The organism is [Zimmermannella] bifida NBRC 103089, assembly GCF_001570925.1.
In the GTDB taxonomy this organism is placed as follows: Bacteria; Actinomycetota; Actinomycetes; order Actinomycetales; family Microbacteriaceae; genus Gulosibacter; species Gulosibacter bifidus.
Genome location: NZ_BCSP01000003.1, coordinates 223,083 through 239,631 on the forward strand (window position 1 = coordinate 223,083; position 16,549 = coordinate 239,631).

At 62.8% G+C, this 16,549-nt stretch carries 14 protein-coding genes and 1 tRNA gene; 11 read left to right on the forward strand and 4 right to left on the reverse strand.

The window, feature by feature from the left end; translation table 11 throughout:
- Positions 1 to 135 precede the first annotated feature (135 nt).
- Both ZBI01S_RS04365 and ZBI01S_RS04370 read left to right on the forward strand, forming a co-directional pair.
- Complete coding sequence (locus ZBI01S_RS04365) at positions 136 to 411, forward strand: hypothetical protein (protein WP_066056872.1); 276 nt, start codon at positions 136 to 138, stop codon at positions 409 to 411.
- Positions 404 to 1,792: an MFS transporter gene (locus ZBI01S_RS04370; protein ID WP_066056875.1), complete on the forward strand. Its 1,389-nt coding sequence runs from the start codon at positions 404 to 406 to the stop codon at positions 1,790 to 1,792. The genes ZBI01S_RS04365 and ZBI01S_RS04370 overlap by 8 nt, the downstream gene beginning before the upstream one ends.
- A 181-nt stretch (positions 1,793 to 1,973) precedes the next feature.
- Here ZBI01S_RS04370 and mscL read toward each other — a convergent pair whose 3' ends face one another.
- Both mscL and ZBI01S_RS04380 read right to left on the reverse strand, forming a co-directional pair.
- The gene (mscL, locus tag ZBI01S_RS04375) at positions 1,974 to 2,369 is read right to left on the reverse strand and encodes a large conductance mechanosensitive channel protein MscL (protein WP_083524504.1); all 396 of its coding nucleotides are present in this window, start codon (positions 2,367 to 2,369) and stop codon (positions 1,974 to 1,976) included.
- A 142-nt stretch (positions 2,370 to 2,511) separates the two neighbouring features.
- Positions 2,512 to 3,126, reverse strand: a complete 615-nt coding sequence (locus ZBI01S_RS04380; protein WP_066056878.1) for a 5-formyltetrahydrofolate cyclo-ligase — start codon at positions 3,124 to 3,126, stop codon at positions 2,512 to 2,514.
- A gap of 50 nt (positions 3,127 to 3,176) precedes the next feature.
- Here ZBI01S_RS04380 and galU point away from each other — a divergent pair, with 50 nt between their 5' ends.
- From galU to ZBI01S_RS04410, 6 genes are all read left to right on the forward strand, one after another.
- Entirely contained in the window at positions 3,177 to 4,115 is a 939-nt protein-coding gene (gene galU, locus ZBI01S_RS04385; RefSeq protein ID WP_110477036.1) for a UTP--glucose-1-phosphate uridylyltransferase GalU, read from the forward strand.
- Between the two features lie 12 nt (positions 4,116 to 4,127).
- Positions 4,128 to 4,769 (forward strand): GNAT family N-acetyltransferase, encoded by a 642-nt coding sequence (locus ZBI01S_RS04390; protein ID WP_066056886.1) that lies wholly within the window; start codon positions 4,128 to 4,130, stop codon positions 4,767 to 4,769.
- A 226-nt stretch (positions 4,770 to 4,995) separates the two neighbouring features.
- Positions 4,996 to 6,327 carry a hypothetical protein gene (locus tag ZBI01S_RS04395; RefSeq protein ID WP_066056888.1) on the forward strand — a complete coding sequence of 444 codons (1,332 nt, stop codon included), beginning with the start codon at positions 4,996 to 4,998 and terminating at the stop codon, positions 6,325 to 6,327.
- A 245-nt stretch (positions 6,328 to 6,572) separates the two neighbouring features.
- Positions 6,573 to 7,376, forward strand: a complete 804-nt coding sequence (locus ZBI01S_RS09685; protein WP_159421384.1) for a hypothetical protein — start codon at positions 6,573 to 6,575, stop codon at positions 7,374 to 7,376.
- A 95-nt stretch (positions 7,377 to 7,471) separates the two neighbouring features.
- Positions 7,472 to 7,544, forward strand: a tRNA-Ala gene (locus ZBI01S_RS04405).
- A gap of 146 nt (positions 7,545 to 7,690) precedes the next feature.
- On the forward strand, positions 7,691 to 8,527 hold the full coding sequence (locus tag ZBI01S_RS04410) for an oxygenase MpaB family protein (RefSeq protein ID WP_066056894.1): 837 nt from the start codon (positions 7,691 to 7,693) through the stop codon (positions 8,525 to 8,527).
- Here ZBI01S_RS04410 and ZBI01S_RS04415 read toward each other — a convergent pair.
- A complete protein-coding gene (locus ZBI01S_RS04415) occupies positions 8,514 to 9,266 on the reverse strand; it encodes a S1 family peptidase (protein ID WP_066056897.1) in 753 nt (250 codons plus the stop codon). The two genes, ZBI01S_RS04410 and ZBI01S_RS04415, sit on opposite strands and share 14 nt — an antisense overlap.
- Before the next feature lie 202 nt (positions 9,267 to 9,468).
- Here ZBI01S_RS04415 and ZBI01S_RS04420 point away from each other — a divergent pair, with 202 nt between their 5' ends.
- A complete protein-coding gene (locus ZBI01S_RS04420; RefSeq protein ID WP_066056900.1) occupies positions 9,469 to 10,209 on the forward strand; it encodes a hypothetical protein in 741 nt (246 codons plus the stop codon).
- 142 nt (positions 10,210 to 10,351) lie between these two features.
- Here ZBI01S_RS04420 and thrC read toward each other — a convergent pair whose 3' ends face one another.
- Positions 10,352 to 11,776: a threonine synthase gene (thrC, locus tag ZBI01S_RS04425; RefSeq protein WP_066056903.1), complete on the reverse strand. Its 1,425-nt coding sequence runs from the start codon at positions 11,774 to 11,776 to the stop codon at positions 10,352 to 10,354.
- 179 nt (positions 11,777 to 11,955) lie between these two features.
- Between thrC and ZBI01S_RS04430 the strand changes: the two genes are divergently transcribed.
- Positions 11,956 to 13,383 (forward strand): DNA methyltransferase, encoded by a 1,428-nt coding sequence (locus ZBI01S_RS04430; RefSeq protein ID WP_066056906.1) that lies wholly within the window; start codon positions 11,956 to 11,958, stop codon positions 13,381 to 13,383.
- Positions 13,384 to 13,508: 125 nt separating this feature from the next.
- On the forward strand, positions 13,509 to 16,529 hold the full coding sequence (locus ZBI01S_RS04435) for an FAD-binding and (Fe-S)-binding domain-containing protein (RefSeq protein ID WP_245610535.1): 3,021 nt from the start codon (positions 13,509 to 13,511) through the stop codon (positions 16,527 to 16,529).
- Positions 16,530 to 16,549 lie beyond the last annotated feature (20 nt).

The window sequence follows — 16,549 nt, forward strand, 5'->3', positions numbered from 1 at the left end:
GCGGGCAGCAGGCTGCTGTTGCCCGCTCGTCTGCCTGTCGAGCGCGGCATTCTGGGTGCCGGCGCCGAGCCTTCCACACACCCGAACGCGGGCTACCTGCGAGTCGGGTCACCGGATCCTGATAGAACAGGGAATATGCACACCAACACGTCCCGGGATGCGGCCGCTGCGGCACCGCGTCCGCGTCGCGCTCGCCGCCGGGTCATTGTGCCCGCGCCCGAGGGCGTGGACCTCACCCCGCAGCGGGTTCCGCGCAGCGCACTGAACCCGACCGGAATTGTCGCCGAGCTCGCGACCGAAGACCAGTCGATTGCTTGGGGCGACGAAGACGGCCCCGAGATTCGAGCCGATCACGCCTCCGGTTCCAACGACGAACGAATTCGAGAAAACATCCCACCGCACAATGTCTGACAGATCGAACTTGAACGCTGACGTTCCAGATTCGTCATCCGGTCACGAACCCAACGAGGCAACGTCGCCTTCACCCGAAACCGAACCGATTACGGTCGTGCAAGCAGCACAGACCGACTACAACACGCTTGAAACCGGGCAGATTTCGCTCGACCACATCCGCGATGCGCTCGAAGCGGAACGGCGCGCACCTGAAGCACCCCCGCGCATCCCGCGCGAAATTTGGGCACTGACGGCTGCGACATTCTTGATCGCGATCGGGTTTTCACTCGTCGTGCCGGTGCTGCCGCAATATGCCGAAAGTTTCGGTGTTTCTGCCACGCTGGTGACGGTTGTGGTGAGCGCCTTCGCGCTCGTGCGGCTGGTGAGTGCCCCATTTGCCGGACGGATGCTCGAAGGGATCGGCGAACGCCAGATCTACGTGATCGGGCTCGTCATCGTGGCGGCATCAAGCATCGCGATGGCGTTCGCGGCGACCTACACGCAGCTGCTCATTTTCCGCGGGCTCGGTGGCATCGGCTCGGCCATGTTTACCATTGCTGCGGCCTCGATGATTGCGAAGTATTCGCCACCGCAGATTCGCGGCAAGATTTCGGCACTGTGGTCGGGCACCTTCTTGATCGGTAATGTCACCGGCCCGCTCTTTGGTGGTTTGCTCGGTCAGGCCGGTATGACCGTTCCGTTCATTAGCTACGGCGTCGCGCTGCTGCTTGCGGCAGTTGTGGTGTCGACCGTGCTGCGGTCAACAGCGAAACAGCGAACCGACGGCGCCGACGCCCCGAAACCTGCACTGACGCTCGCACACGTGTGGTCGAACAAGTCGTTCCGGGCATCGCTGGTGTTCTCGCTGGCAAACGGTTGGGCCAATATGGGCATCCGCATCGCGGTGGTGCCACTGTTTGTGGGCGTGGCGCTGACTCACGAACCGTGGGCCGCTGGTCTCGTGGTGGCGGTCGGTGCGATCGGCAACATGATCGCGCTGCAATGGTCGGGACGGGCGAGCGACCGGCGTGGGCGCCGTCCGCTGATCATTGCCGGGCTGCTGGTGTCGGCCATTGGCGTTGTCGGCATGATCTGGGCTGACCGACTCGAAGTGGTGCTGGCTGCCATGTTCGTGTCGGGCCTCGGCTCGGGGCTGTCGATGCCGGTGTCGCAGGCAGCGATGTCGGACATCATTGGCCGCGACCACACTGGCGGCCGGCCGCTGTCGGTGTTCCAGATGATGCAAGACCTTGGCATGATCCTGGGCCCGATGATCGCCGGTGTGCTCATCGACGTTGCCGGCTATTCGTGGGCGTTTGGCGTTGCCTCGGTCGTGCTGCTCCTGCCAGTTGTCGCTTGGCTGCTCGCACCCGACACGATCAGCAAGCGGGCAAACTAGCCGAGGCGTAAGCTCGCCGGGGCGGGCAAACGTACCGGCGCCCGCAAACGCAACGGCGCAACGACCGGGTGCCTGCTCAACAGCATGCCCGGAAACCAATGGTGGGACGGCCTGAGCCGTCCCACCATGTTGTGCATCCCATCCGCATCCGTAGCAATTGCGGATGCGGGGGAGCAGGTAATTAGTTCTGTCGCGCAGCGAGCAGGTCGCGGATCTCGGTGAGGAGATCGGTTTCGCTGGCGGCTGCCTCTTCTTCCGAAGGCTTGTGGCCGTGCTTGCGAACGTACATCTGCTCCTGCAGCTTGTTCAGTGGCGCGATGATGATGAAGTACACAACTGCTGCGATGAGCAGGAAGTTGATGACTGCGGCGATAACCATGCCGATGCCGAACTGAATTCCGGCGATGTCAACGACTGCCGATTCGATTGCATCGGCCTTGAAGATTGCGGCGATGAGCGGGTTGAAGATGCCGTCGACGATGGCATTAACAATTGCGGTGAATGCGTTGCCAATGATTACTGCGGTGGCAAGTTCAACGACGTTGCCGCGCATGATGAATTCTTTGAAGCCCTTCAAGGCTCCCCCTTCGTTGTTGCTGTCAAAGCGACTACCGACTTTAGTCGTGAACGACGGCAAAAGATAGGGATTTCGTTATTTGTTCAGATAATGAATTGTGTGGTGGTCGAATTGGGCAGATGCTACCTAGTAATGGTTGCGTTTAGTTTGTGCGCTTGCCGAAATCTGTGACGAACCAGGTCGACGGTGTGACGATGCCGTGTACTGGAATATCGTGCGGTTCATGCGGCAGGGATGCGAGTACTTCGTCGTCGTGGACGAGCGCGACTCGCAGCAAGTGCGGGGGCGCGCTGGCGAGCATGCGGTCGTAAAAGCCACCGCCCCAGCCGAGGCGCGCACCGGCGGTGGTGACCGCCGCCGCCGGCATGATGAGCAGGTTGCAATCGAGCACGAAGCTGTCGGCAACGGGAGCTCCGACCGGCATCGGCACCCGTAGCGAGGGATGCTGTGCGCGGGTGCCCGCATCCGGAACCCAACTGAGTGAGCCGTCGTCATTCGGTACGGGCAAGAGGACTCGGTGGTTGGCGGCGCGTTGCTGTGCCAAGAACAGCTCGATAGGTGGTTCGAGTGGCGTGCTGCAAAAGGCTGCGATCTGCTGCGCCTCGGGTGCGAATGCACCAATCGCGGCCGTCAATTGGGCGGCAACAGACTCGGCGAGTGCAGCGGTGCGTTCAGCGCCGCGTTCGCGCCGTTGTGCGCGGATTTCGCGACGGATTGCATCCTTGCGAGGGATCTTTCCCTGCGGAATTGCGGCCATGCATCCACGGTAGCCGGTTGTTGCATATCGCGGCGAGTAGAATGCACCGTATGAACGAGCAGGTAACGAAAGCAGTTATTCCCGCGGCAGGGCTTGGTACGCGATTTCTTCCGGCAACCAAGGCCCTTCCCAAGGAGATGTTGCCGGTCGTTGACCGTCCTGCGATTCAGTACGTCGTCGAAGAGGCGGTTCACGCTGGCCTGAACGACATTCTGATGGTGACCGGCCGCAACAAGACCGCGCTCGAGAACCACTTTGACCGTGTTGCCGAGCTCGAACAGAACCTCGAAGAGCGCGGCAAGGACAAGCTGCTCGAAGAAGTTCGACGGGCCACCGATCTTGCCGACGTGCACTACCTGCGCCAGGGCGACCCGCTCGGACTCGGCCATGCAGTCTTGCGTGCACAGCAGCACGTGGGTGATTCGTCATTTGCTGTTCTGCTTGGCGACGACATCATCGTCGACGGTGGCGAACTGCTGAACGACATGATTGCCGTGCACCTCGAAACGGGTGCCAGCGTCGTGGCGGTACAAGAAGTGCCGCTCGAACAGGTGTCGAGCTACGGCGTCGTGGCACCGGCGAAGGTCAACGGTGAATTTGAGCGGGCCGGTGACCACAATTGGCCGACCTACTGGGTCGATGAACTCGTTGAGAAGCCGGCACCAGAGGATGCACCGTCGAACTTTGCGGTAATTGGTCGCTACGTGCTCGGGGCCGAGGTATTCGGAGTGCTCGAGACGACCAAGCCCGGTCGCGGCAACGAGATTCAGCTGACCGATGCCCTGCAGACGCTGGCATCGACCCGCGGCAACGGCTCGGGCGGTGTTGTGGCGCTGGTGTACAGCGGACGACGCTACGACACCGGGAACAAGCTTGACTACTTGAAAGCCAATGTTGAATTGGCCGCGAACCACCCAGAGATCGGTGCCGATGTGCGCGCCTGGATTCAGGAGTATGCCGCCGAACAGCGCGGTCAGTCGCAGGCCTAGCCCGGGGAATCCATGACATTGCTTGGCCGAGCTGTGCTGCCAATCCTTGAGGATCGCGGTCTCGTGGTGCGTGGGCTACGTACCCGGGATGCGCGTGATCTCGAGCGCGTGCTCCTCGCGCACCGCGAGTGGCTGCAGCCGTGGGAGGCGACCCTGCCGCACGGGCAAGGGCGTTGGAATGTTCGCGGGTCGGTGCGTTCGATGCTCGAACAGGCCCAGGAAGGCAAGTCGCTCCCGTTTGTGATGGAACACGAAGGGGAGCTGGTTGGGCAATTGACGGTGGGCAATATTCAATACGGCGCGGTGATGGCTGGGACCATCGGGTATTGGATTTCACCGGAGGTTGCTGGGCGGGGATTTACCCCAACCGCGGTGGCATTGGTTACAGATTATTGTTTTCAAGAAATCGGTCTGCATCGGATGGAAATCTGTATTCGCCCCGAAAATGCGGCGTCATTGCGGGTCGTTGAAAAACTTGGATTCACCTACGAAGGTCGCCGAAATCGGTATATCCACATTGATGGCGATTGGCGCGATCACTATTGCTACGGAATTATCCACGAGACCGTTCCCGAAGGTGTCTTGAATCGTTGGAAGTCGGGCCGCGTTGATCCGACGCTGGCGCAGCGCCCAGCCAGCGGTCCGTTTGCTTAGCTGGCGCCCGCCGTATTGGCTTCGCGATGTGTGAATGGTGTGGTTCTGTGTGTGCAGATGGTCGAGTCATGCCTGGCGATTGAATGCGTCAACTGTGCATACTCGGAGCGAATATCGCGCGACTCCTGCGGCATTCTTGTTAGAAACCTCAGAGTTCACTCAATTCACATTAGACACTCCATTAACAATGCGGTGTTCGGGGGAGTCAGGCTCGTAACGTTGCGGCATGCAGGAATTTGGTGGCGCCAGCGGCATCGCAATTGCGCTGGTTGTGCTCGTAACCGTCGGGATCTACGTCCCGACGGTTATTCGTGAGCGCAAGCTGCGCCACAGCGAACGCAATGCCCTTCGCCTGCAGCAAACGATTCGTGCCATGGCTGAGGCAAGCGAGGCGCCGGGTGTCATTGAGCTTGAAGCCAACACGCGCACGGTGCGTGCACGTCGTCGCGAGCTCGCCCAAGCACAGAAGCTCGAAGTTGCCGCGCAGCGTGAGCAAGCTCGCGTCGAAGCCGAGCAGCGGGCCGCGGCCGCGAAACTTGAACTTGAACGGGTCGCACAAGAAGAACGCGAAGCGAAACTTCGTGAGGATGTTTGGCGCGCGGCAGCGGCTGCCCGAGAAGCAGAACTTAAACACGAACGAATGATGGCGCAGGAACGAGAGGCAGCAATGGCAGACGCAACCGCACGGCAAGAAGCAGCAGCGCGAGCACGAGCAGCCGCAGCAGTGGCAACCGCACGTGAAGCGCAGTTCGCGGCGACGGGAAAGACGGCGGCGGACCGCTGGGCGAACGGTGCTTCGGGCTCTCCACGCGCGATTGAGCGCCGACTCACTGCGGAGCAGCCCGTCATTGGTGTGCAGGGCGAAACCGCAGCACGTCGTCGTCGCGGCCGTCTCGCGTCGACGGGAGTCGGTGCATCCGGAATCATCGTTGCGATTGTCGGCCTCATTATCGCCATTCCATTCGTGTTGATCGCCGGCATTGTCGTGGCGGCGGCAGCGGCCTGGATGCTGCACCGTATTAACGAGGTCTGGCTCGCCACGCAGCGCGACACGACCGTTGCTGAAGTCGACACACTGCTCACCGAGCCGGTTGCGGAAACTGCACCCGTCGCAACGGCAGCACCGTTTACTGCCATTGAGCTGGATGAGCCGGCTGCCGCGGAACCAGAACCTGCTCCTGGCACCTGGACTCCGGTACCGCTGCCGAAGCCGCTGTACCTTGACCACGAGGTTCCGACTGAATCGCCTGATCCAGACGGCCCAGGCGGTGGCGATCGCTTTGACGAGCACCTGGCGCAGCTGCTTCGTGAAGAAGCGATCCGTTCGACCGAGGCGCTGCGTGCCGCGCAGCAGCAGGTGCCGGCAATTGGTGATCGCGGTGGCAACCGTGCCGAAGCCGAGGCCGACCAGCTGAACGCGGAGCGCATCCGCCCAATCACCGTGTCGAGCGACTCGACGTGGGCCAAGATGGGCGACATTGCCGCAATCGCAAACGCAGACTCGGCAAGCGACCTGACCGACCTGAACGCGGTGCTCGCACGCCGCCGCGCGAGCTAGTACCCGACCAACAGCCGTGGCAGCGCCACGCTAACGATGAAATCTAATGCGGTTTCATCGCAGAGCTGGGTAGACTAATCGGTCTAGCGGTGGATGCCGCATTGAGGTTGGGGAGTTAGATGCCTCGCGTTTCGCGATCAGAGTGTTTCAGCAACACGGACAACACGCAGTTGTCGGTGGCTGCTGGCACGTTTGTGGCTGAAGGCGTTGACCGGCAGCGTACGGGTGCAACGAATGCCCGGAGCATGACGGACAAGTCAGGTCTCTTCGGGCTACGTGCGGCATCGCAGCAGCAGCGAGTCAATATCCTTACGATGGTCGCTATCTTGGCGCTCGTCATGGTGCTCTTGCCAATGCTGATTTCGGTGGTGGGTTCGTCCCGTCGTGAAGCGATTTTGGCGGCCGAACGCGATTCGGATGACCGACCGCAGATGGTGGTAATTGACCCCGCAGTTGACGAGGCTGAGGGATCGGTCAACGGTGTGCTCGGCGCCTATGCGATGTCTTCGGCCTACGCGCCAAAAGACGAGGCTGGGAAGATGCGCGAGCAGCTTGAGAAGGTTTCGTCGTCTGTGCGCAACAACGACGCAGGCGAAACCCAGCGTCTTGCGGATGAAGCTCGCAAATACTTCATGACCAAGTACGCACCGGCACTGGCCAATCGTGGTGTTCCGCTCTCGGATGAGTGGGGCGACATGAATTGGGACACCTACGTTGCGATTGAAGAAGCCGTTGCAGCGTTGCAAGCCAAACTCGCGGCGAACGACCAGGCTGGTGCGACGCAGGCGGTCATTGACCTTGCTTCGCTGCTTGGTCAGGGCCGAGATGAACACTTCCAGAACCGCGTGACGTACGTGCCGCCACCTCCGCCACCACCTCCTGCGCCGGAGCCGCCTAAGACGGAACCGCCTAAGACGGAGGAGCCGAAGAAGCCGGAAGCTCCGAAGCCCGTTGAGACCAAGCCTGCGGAGCCGAAGCCTGAACAGCCGAAGCCAGAAGATCCGCCAGTTGATCCTAAGCCTTCGGTCGCACCAAAGCCCGCTGGTTAGGCGATACGAGATCACTGTCCGCATCCACGAAATGGATGCGGACAGTACTCGTTTCCCGGGTCCGTCACGCGGTGCTAAAATTGTTGGATGCACTCGGGCCTATGGCGCAGTTGGTAGCGCGTCTCGTTCGCAATGAGAAGGTCGGGGGTTCGAATCCCCCTAGGTCCACAACACAACACCGCCACCCCTTGTGGGTGGCGGTGTTGTGTTGTGTTGTGTGTCTTGCGGAGTATGAGAACCCCTTGGTGGGTCCCGTTCGCGGGTGGCTCCGCGCGGGATTCGGTCGCAAGAGCCAGGGGTGCGACGATGGGGGCATGTCTTCCGAGCAATCACCACCAGCGCCGCCGGCTGAGCACCAGCCGAGCGAGGCGTTTCGCAAGTTCGCGGCCGAAGGCGTGGTGCTTGCGGGAGGTGGCACCGCAATCTTGCTGCAGCTTGCGCATCCACAGGTCGCCGCCGGCGTCGCCAACCACTCGAACTTCGCCGACGCACCCATGCGCCGACTCTGGGGCACCCTCGAATTCGTCACCGCCGAGGCATTCGGCAACCAAACCGAACAACAGTTCGTGCGCCGCCGCGTCAATGCCCAACACGCACGCGTGCAGGGCCTCGACGAACACCAACAGCGCTACGACGCCAACAACCCGCACGACCAATGGTGGGTTGCCGCAACCCTGTGCTGGTCGGCAATCCGTGCGTATCGCCGCGTCTACGGGCGACGATCGCTCACCGCAAACGACCTGGATGCGATCGTGCGCGATTTCGGACGCATGGGTACCGGCCTACGGATGCCCGCCGCATCCTGGCCGCAAACCGCCGCCGAATTCGACCGCAAGTTCGCCGCACAGCTTGTCGCCCTCGAAGTCGGTGACGCCGCACGCTTCGCGAAAGCCGAGCTCTTCGCCGCACGCCACGCGGCATGGTGGCTGCGCGCCATCATGCCGTTCGCGACACGAATCGCCGTGAGCTTGCTGCCGCCGCACCTCGCCGCAGCCTACGGACATCCACAAACCCGCGCATCCCGATTCATCGCAAATCTGTGCTGGATTCCGGTAGTACTCGCCGGGCGCATCCTGCCGCGAACTGTGCGTACGCTGCCAGCAACGTTGGTGCTCAATCGAGTGCGCACGCGCGCGGCTACGCGTCGGTGACTGAGCTGATCCAGTCGCGGTAGTGGCGCAGATCAATCGCCTTGGAACCGGCGTACGGATCAGTGGTGGACTGCGCGGTGCCAAGGACGTTTACTGCCACGAGGTCGCCGTCTTCGGTCATGATCGGGCCACCTGAATCACCGTGATTCGAACCACCGGTGATGCCACGCAGCGACACAACCTCGCCCGCGAGGTGCGATTCGTTCGTGGCAGTGACTTTGAGCGTGGCACGCTGCAGCCACGGTGTCTGGGCGCCTTGATAACCGCGGCCATAGCCGTACAGTTCTACGCGTTCGCCAGCAGTAAAGCGGTGGTTATCGGCGATGTCCGGGTAGCGTTCGAGCGGGGTTGCCGTCGCCACGTGCAACAGCGCAAGGTCGGCGTTGGGATGCACTTCGTACCGGTCAACGCGTGTGGCTGGTCCCGGGGTGGTTTCGTTATTTGAGTAGTAGACCGAGACCGCGGCGGGGGAGTGCTTGCCATCAATCGTTGCTGGCGAAACACAGTGCGCGGCCGTGAGTACCCACTGGCTCGAAATTGCGGTGCCGGTGCACTTCTCGATGCGGCCGTTGGTCGCATCCTGCACATGAATCTGCACGACGTCGGTGCGATATGCCTGTTCGCCGAATGAAATCGCTGCGGCAGGTTCCCCCGGGCCAAACGCAGTAGCAGTAATCGAGAAGCAAGAAGCAAGCGCGAGCGTCGCGAAAGCCGCAGTGCGGCGGATGCGTACCGGCATTGAACTCCTCACTGGCGATTAATCGTTCAACTTCGTTTGGGCAACTTGCTCGAGCCTAGCAACTGGGGGCCGTCACGTCGATGGCGGATTCAGGCTTGGGCAGTAGCCCAGAGGTTGACAGCGAACCCGTCGCTAGGTGCACGACGACGAAGCGACTGATGTGTAGCCTGGGGTAACCAACCGACCAACTAGGAGTCGAGCCATGACCACTGACAACCCCACTCCAGAATCGCAAGTCAATTCGGGCAACCAGGGCGTACCTGGCGGCTGGAATAACCAGAACTTCGAGCAGCAGACGCCGCAGCAGCCGCAGGCAGGCAACCCGCAGTACGGGCAGACGCCGAACGGCATGCCGCCACTCGGAACCCCGGCATCGTCCGGTCAGGGGCAGTTCCAGCAGGCTCCGCAGCCAGGCCAGTACGGTCAGCCAGGCCAGTACGGTCAGGACGGTCAGCAGCCGCAGCAGGGCACCTACGGTGCGCCCCAGCAGGGTGGCCAGCAAGGGTTCGACATGGATCAGCTCAAGGCACAGTTCGCCAACTTGTCCGACTTCCAGAAAATGAACCTCGGCGCACTCGGCGGCGCGCTGCTGACGCTCATCGGCTCGTTTGGCGCCTGGGTATCCGTGTCGGCATATGGCTTCTCGGTATCCGCCTCGGGCCTTCAGGGCAATGGCGTATTCACCCTGCTGCTCGCCCTCATCGTTGCCGGCTGCATTGTGGCGCCGATGGTTGCGCAGCTCGAACCGAATGTTCGCCGCATCCTGCAGATCGTGGCGATGGCTGCTGCTGGTCTCGCGATTCTCGTCGCCTTGATCTCGTTCCTTAACATCTTGACTGCAGCGAGTGCGGCGCTCGGATGGGGATTGCTCGTAACCCTCATCGGCACGGCCGGCATGACCGGGCTGACCGTCATGGGCTTCCTGAAGATGCCAAAGGCCTAACCCGCCACATTCGGATGCGGTACGGCCCGGTCAGACTGACCGCGCGGTACCGCATCGCCATGCAAACACCGCAGGGGTGCTCGAACCAGTGTCGAGCACCCCTGCGGTCATGTAACGGCTGCGACCGAGCGCGGCTCGGCAACTAGTTTGCGTGCACGGCGAAGTGCGCGATGTACGCACGCAGCTCACGCGCATCCACCGCCATTTCTTCGGTGCGCTGCGGACGTGCCAGCAGATCGGCGAGTTCCTGCGAAACCTCAGCTTCGAACCCGAGCGCCTCGCGCACCGTCTCAGCAAACTTTTGCGGCTTCGCGGTCTCGAGCACGAGCATCGGCACACCAGGTTCGTGCCAGCCGCGTGCCACAGTCACACCGTCGGCCGTGTGTGGGTCGATGATGATGCCCGACTTTTCGTGCGTGGCACGAATGGATGCGAGGCGATCTTCGTGCGTGCTCGTGCCGCTCACGATGCCGTATTCGGTGGCGAACTGGGCGCGGTACTGGCTGAGGTCGATCGAACCATTCGCATCCAGCTCGGCCCAGGCCGCGGCCAGTGCAACCGGGTTGCTGCCGAGCAGCAGGTAGACGAAGCGTTCGAGGTTCGACGCCTTCGAGATGTCCATCGACGGGGATGAGGTCGCCAGCGTGTGCTCGCGGGTGCGTGGCGTGTAGATACCGGTGCGGAAGAACTCGTCAAGGACGTTGTTTTCGTTCGTCGCGAGCACTAGCAGATACACCGGCAGGCCCATCTGCTTGGCGAGGAATCCCGAGAAGATGTTGCCGAAGTTGCCCGACGGTACCGAGAACGACACCTTGATCTGGCCGCGCTGGTCGGCGTCGACCACATCGGTGGCGCGCAGCCACGCCCAGACGTAGTAGACCGACTGCGCAATGACGCGGCCAAGGTTGATCGAGTTCACGGTGCCCAGCGAGTTGGCGGCCTTGAATTCGAGGTCACCGTTGAGCTCCTTGACGAGCTGCTGGCAGTCGTCGAAGACGCCGTCAGCGGCAATGTTGTGGATGTTCTCGTCGTCGAGCGAGTACATCTGTGCGCGCTGGAAAGCACTCATGCGTCCCTGCGGCGAGAGCATGAACACCGCGATGCCCGGCTTGGAACGGAAAGCGTACTCTGCGGCCGAGCCGGTGTCGCCCGACGTTGCGCCGAGGATGTTCAGCGTCTGGCCGCGCTTGGCCAGCACGTAGGGGATTGCTTCGCCAAGGAACTGCATCGCCATGTCCTTGAACGCGAGCGTCGGCCCCTCTGACAGGCCAACCAGCGCGGTGCGCTCATCGATCGCCGTGAGTGGTACTTCTGCGGCGAACTGGTCACCGTACGCACGCGCGCAGATACCTTCGAGGTCGGCGGGATCAATGTCGGTCCAGTACAGGCCGATCACCTGCGCCGCGAGCTTGGCGTAGCTGAGTTCGCGCCAGGCTTCGAGCTGAGCTGGACCGATCTGCGGTACTTCCTGCGGCATCACCAGCCCGCCGTCCGGGGCGAGGCCTTCGAGAAGGATGTCGCTGAACGATGCGGGAGCCATTCCTCCGCGCGTGGAGACGTACTGCATAGATATTGACCTCGTCGTAGCTGATTTGGTCTGTCTATTCTGCCAGCGGCTACAGTGAGCCGGGTACATGCCCGCGCAATTCGTGCGGTTTCCACGCGGATTACCGCAACACCAACGCGTGTTTGGGTCGGTTTTTGGCACCGACCGCACCCGCACCGCTGCAAGAAAGGTCAACGGAGATGAATGCATCCGCACTCTTGACCGAACTGCCGGCGCTGCTGGAACGAGCCCGCATCCAAACCGAGGCTGAGATTGCGCGCGCACGCGCAGCCGCTGCCAGCCTCATCATTCCCGTTTCGGCATCCGGATGCATTGCCCGCGGCGATAATCTGCAACTGCTGGCACAGCTCGTGGTCGCGGTCGAGAACGGCGCACAACCTGCCGCGAAACTCGTATACCTCGATCCGCCCTACGCATCGGACGCGAACTACCGCAGCCGCATCCACACCCAACTCGCCGACGGCGCACCGGTGGCACTCGAGCACATCGCGTATTCGGACCGGTGGCAGCGCGGCGTCATTGACTACCTCGAAATGCTCGCGCCCAGGCTCATGCTGGCGCAGCGCGTGCTCCGCGACGACGGAGCGATCTGCGCGCATGTCGATTGGCATGCGGCGCACCTCGTGCGGGTGCTGCTTGACGAGATCTTCGGCGCCGACAATTTCGTGAATTCGCTGGTGTGGAGTTACCGCTCCGGTGGTGCCTCCCGAACCACCTCGGTGCCGCGCAAACACGACGACCTCTTGGTGTATCGACGCAGCAGTGCGTTTCGCGTTAATGGTCAGCGCGAACGCCAATATCTCGATAAGCCGTTCATGGGCAGCAAACGTGATCCGCTCGGTCGTTTCTACGTCGATACGATTCTGCGCGATGTACTCGAAGGCGAGATCACGCTCGTCGACGAGACCGCGGCACCGGGCGACCCGGCCGCAACGACCACGACGCTGAGTGTGCGCCCGGTGCTCAACCTCTCGAGCGAACGCACCGGGTACGCCACGCAGAAGCCCGAAGGCCTGCTGACACTGCTGCTGCGCTGGTTCACCGCGCCGAGCGACCTTGTAGTTGATCCGTTCGCCGGGTCAGGGACGCTCGCGGTCATGGCTGAACAGCTGCAGCGCAAGTGGTGCACGATGGACGCGAGCCGGCAAGCGGTGGTCGTGCAGCGGCAGCGCCTCGATGCCTGTGCCAGCGACTACGCCTTCATCGAATGCGACGATATTGAATGCGCCGATGCCAGCATCGCCACGAAACTTGCCGCACCGAGCATCAACTACCGCACGGCAACACCCGGCGACGGCACCCGCGTGCACATCACGCTCGAGCGCGCCGCCGCGCATCCGGCACTCGCCGACGGTATTCACCCCGCACGCGGCGAAAACGTGGATGCGGTCACGCGGGTACTGCAGGATCCACTCGCGCACGTGGCGGGCTGGATGCTGTGGGCAGGGGAGTCGCGCGTGTGCGCAACCTGGCGCGACGCGCGCGGAGCACTCACGAACACGGTGGACCTTGCGGTCGATGCGGCCGCCGACACGGTTGAGATTGTGGACCTGCTCGGCCACCGTCAGCGCTGGGCGCTCCCGGCGCGCGAAGATGCCGCCACCTGAACCGGTCACGACTGACTACGATCAATACATCATTGATTCGGCACGGCGCCGGTTCGTGGCTGCCACCGCTGTGCCACCGCAACTGACGTTCGAACCGAGATCTCGCACAGGGCGCTGTCGGGATCATGACCCGGTACAGGAAGGCGACGGCAGCAGCTATGACGATCAGCGAAGCGCAACCCGAGACGAAACTCAGCGCCGACCAACGTGATCTTGCGGCGATGATCCGCGAACGCATCGAAGGCGAGGTCGATGCATCGACGCTGCGCCGCGCAGAATACTCCAGCGACGCCGGTAACTACCGCATTACGCCCGAACTGGTCGCCTTCCCCAAGACCGCCGAAGACCTCATTTCGATCGCCGATGTCTCTCGCGCAACCGGCACGCCGCTGCACATGCGCGGTGCCGGTACCTCGATCGCCGGAAACGCAATCGGCCGCGGCATCGTGGTCGACACGTCGCGCTACCTAAACCGCATCCACGAAATCGATCCCGAAACGAAGACGGCACGCATCGACCCGGGCGTCATCGTTGCGCAGCTGCAGCATGCGGCGAAACCGTACGGTTTGCGTTTCGGCCCTGACCCGTCGACGTGGACCCGCTGCACCATCGGCGGCATGATCGGTAACAACGCTTGCGGTTCGCACTCGCTCGCGTTCGGTCGCACGGCCGACAACATTGTCGACCTCGACGTGCTCGACGGCACCGGCCGCCGGTTCACCGCGGCCGATGACCTCAGCGTGGTGCCCGGGCTCGACGAATTCACCCTGCGTCACTTGGCGACGATCCGCACCGAGTTCGGCCGATTCGGCCGACAGGTCTCGGGCTATGCGCTCGAAGCCCTGCTGCCAGAGCGCGGGCACAACCTGGCGCAACTGCTCGTTGGTTCCGAAGGCACGCTCGGCGTGGTGCTCGGCGCCACGGTCAAGCTTGTTGATGTGCCATCGGCGCCGGTGACGATCGCGCTCGGCTACGAGTCGATGTTCGCTGCTGCCGACGACATTCCGGCCCTGCTGGCGCACAAGCCCGGCGCCATTGAGGGCTTGGATGCGCGCCTGGTTGAGGCCGTGCGCCGCAGCCACGGTGCCGGTGCGGTGGCGGCGCTGCCCGAGGGCGGTGGCTGGCTGCTCATTGAGATGCCGGGCGCGACCCAAGAAGAGGCGCTCGACCGTGCGCACAAACTGGTCTCCGCATCCGCCGCCGTGTCGTCGAACATCGTCGCCGACCCGGTCGAAGCCCGACCAATTTGGCGCGTGCGCGAAGACGGCGTGGGTCTTGCCAGCCGCACCCAAGAGGGCGAGCAGGCCTGGCCAGGCTTCGAAGACGCCGCGGTGCCGCCAGAACGCTTGGGCGAATACCTGCGCAAGTTCGACGAACTCACCGAATCACACGGCATCTCGGGTATGCCGTATGGACACTTCGGCGACGGCTGTATTCACGTGCGCCTGGCGATCCCGATGGAAAAGGACGGCGCGGCGCTGCGTCGTTTCATGCTGGATGCGGGGCGTCTGGTTGGCGAGTTCGGCGGTTCGATCTCGGGCGAGCACGGTGACGGCCGCGCTCGCAGTGAGCTGCTGCCGTTCATGTACTCCGACGAAGCAATTGCCGCGTTCGGTGAACTCAAGTCGCTGTTCGACCCGAACAACCTGCTGAACCCCGAGGTGCTGGTCAACCCGGCACCGCTCGATGCGGATCTGCGTCGCCCGCAGGCGCTGCCGACCCCGCGCATCCGCGGCGGATTCTCGTGGCACGAAGACGGCGGCGACTTCACCCGTGCGGTGCACCGCTGCGTGGGCATGGGTAAGTGCCGGGCCGACAACCGTGCTGCGGGCGGGTTCATGTGCCCGAGCTACCTCGCCACTAAGGACGAAACCCACTCGACCCGTGGTCGCGCGCGCGTGCTGCAAGAAATGACCAACGGCAAGCTCGTCAAGGACGGCTGGAAGTCGAAGGAAGTCGCCGAATCGCTCGACTTCTGCCTGAGCTGTAAGGCGTGTGCCAACGACTGCCCGGCGGGTGTTGACGTTGCCGCCTACAAGTCCGAGACGCTCTACCGCAAGTACAAGGGGCGCCTGCGCCCGATCAACCACTACGTGCTGGGACAGCTGCCACGGTGGGAGAAGATCATGTCGCCGCTGGCACCGCTGGTGAACGGCATGTTCAAACTCGGCTGGCTGCGCAAGGTGATGCTGCCGCTGGCGGGTGTGGATGCACGTCGCACGATTCCGCCGATCTCGCGTCGCACGTTCATGCAAGACCGCAAGCGTGCGCTGCGTGCCGGTCAGGCCGTGGCCGTGGATGCACCGCGTACCCAAGCGCCGCGCGTGATGGTGTGGGCTGACTCATTCTCGAACGGATTTGCCCCGGGCATCGACCACGATGTCGTGAAGGTACTTGAAGCTGTAGGCCTGGAAGTCGTCACGCCGCAGAACTCGGTGTGCTGTGGCCTTACTTGGATCTCAACCGGTCAGCTCGACGGTGCCCGTGCGCGCCTGTCGAAGCTCATGGATGAGTTCATGCCAATGGTTGCCGCCGGCATCCCAATCGTGGGCGTGGAACCGAGCTGTACGGCCGTGTTGCGCAGCGACCTGCTCGAACTCTTCCCCGACGACGAACGGGCTGCCGCAATTGCCGCCAACACGTTTACGCTTGCCGAGGTGCTTGCCGGTAAGGCACCGGTCGAGGTAACAACCGACGGCGTGCTGCCGCGTTTGGACGGCCTGGAGCTCGTGGTGCAGCCGCACTGTCACCAACACTCGGTGATCGGCTTTAACGACGACAAAGCCCTGTTGAATTCGCTCGGTGCCGAACTCACGCAGCTTTCGGGCTGCTGTGGCTTGGCCGGTAACTTTGGTCTCGAGAAGGGCCACTACGAGGTGTCCGTTGCCGTTGCCGAGAACTCGCTACTGCCGGCGCTGCGCCAAGCCAGTGATGACGCGATCTTCTTGGCCGACGGCTTCTCGTGCCGCACGCAGGCAGAGCAGCTTGCCGGTCGCGAGGGCGTGCACTTGGCGACGCTGTTGATCGAACGGATGCAGCCGGTTACGGAGGCATCTACGGAACGCGATACGACCGCATCCGACTCGACCGCATCCGACTCGACCGCATCCGATACGACCGCATCCAATACGGAGCCGTCTGCCTAACGCAGCACCGCTGAACAAGC